Annotated in this window: 1 protein-coding gene; it reads right to left on the reverse strand. The window is 67.8% G+C overall.

Annotation, left to right across the window (positions count from 1 at the left end; genetic code table 11):
* Position 1: 1 nt before the first annotated feature.
* On the reverse strand, positions 2 to 649 hold the full coding sequence (locus CM1CMNOD_RS03065; RefSeq protein WP_202797669.1) for a PASTA domain-containing protein: 648 nt from the start codon (positions 647 to 649) through the stop codon (positions 2 to 4).
* Positions 650 to 1,284 lie beyond the last annotated feature (635 nt).

A 1,284-nucleotide genomic window follows, 5' to 3' on the forward strand; every position in this document is an offset into this window, starting at 1 on the left:
GTCAGGGGCAGGATTCCTCGAATTTGGCGATGTTGAGGGTGACGGGGGTGCCCCGCGAGTAGGGCCGGCCGGCGGCCGGTACGGTCGAGCAGATCTTCCAGTTGCTCTCGACGATCGCGATCCGGTCGGCGCCGGTGGCATCGTGCACCGTGACGCTGGCGTTGTCGCCGAACGCCGCCCGTACGACCTTCAGCGAGCGGCCGGCGAGATCCGGCATGGTCGGGCCGATGCGCGGCAGGGTAGTGTCCGCCTCGCCCGCCCGCGGGCAGGTCTCGTCGAGATGGACCACCCCGAAGTCGACCCTGACGGTGACCGGATGCGGCCCCGCCGCCGGGGACTGGTCGCAGACCTGCCACTGGCGGTCGAGAATCTGCTCGCGGCCGCGCCCGAGCGCGTCGTGGGAGGTCAGGTTCGTGAAGCCGGCCGTCTGCGCGGTGTCCTGGGCGTACTGCAGGCCCTTGCCGATCAGGTTCGGCAACGTGCCGGTCGCGACCGTGCGGGTGGGTGCGGCCGGCCCCGAGGCGTCGGGCGCGCCCGGTGCCGAGACGAAGCCGTCACTCGACGCGCAACCGGTGCCGCCGGCGGCACCGAGCAGGACGAGGAGAGCCATGAGCGTCGGCAGCGCCGACGCGCCACGTGCCCTGGTCACGGCTGTGCCAACCATCGATGCTTCGGCCGCTGATGTGCCGGTTGCCGATGCCTCGGTCCTCGGAACTCTGACTGTGCGTGTCAGTGCGTCGCCTGTCGGGAGTGTGCGGCGTGGCGTGACGGCCTCGTGCCGAGATCCTCTCGGCTGAGCCCGTGGCCACCATCGCTGTGTCGACACGTTGTCAGGATGGCGTATGTACCCGTTCCTGTCCGTGAGACCGAACTCTCCGAACTCTCCGGACCTGCCGACAGATGATCTTGTTCTGCTGTCTGGCGGTGGGGCCGCCGCGTGGGCTCCCGCGGTCGCGGGAGGCGGGCGTCAGGTCGTTTTCATACTGCTTCAGCACGTTAAGTATCATTATGAATACATATAGTATCCATGGTCGTAACTTTTACTGACCGAGTTTGGTAAGCGTACGTTAGGGTACTACTGTAACTCGTTGTTACATCTCACGTTGAGGGCTGCGGCGGAACAGGTGGGCCGGGAGGTGTCACCCGACCGGCATCCGCGGTCCGGAGGCAAGGGGGCGCGGAAGAGGTCCTAGCTAACGCCGGGTCACGACCTGCTGCCTGTGCCGGACGGGTGGCGCGACGGGGGAGGGCTGGCTCGGTGGCCGTGGGGGTGGTCCGGCTCAT

The sequence above is a fragment of the Protofrankia symbiont of Coriaria myrtifolia genome (genome assembly GCF_900634755.1).
Lineage (GTDB): Bacteria > Actinomycetota > Actinomycetes > Frankiales > Frankiaceae > Protofrankia > Protofrankia coriariae.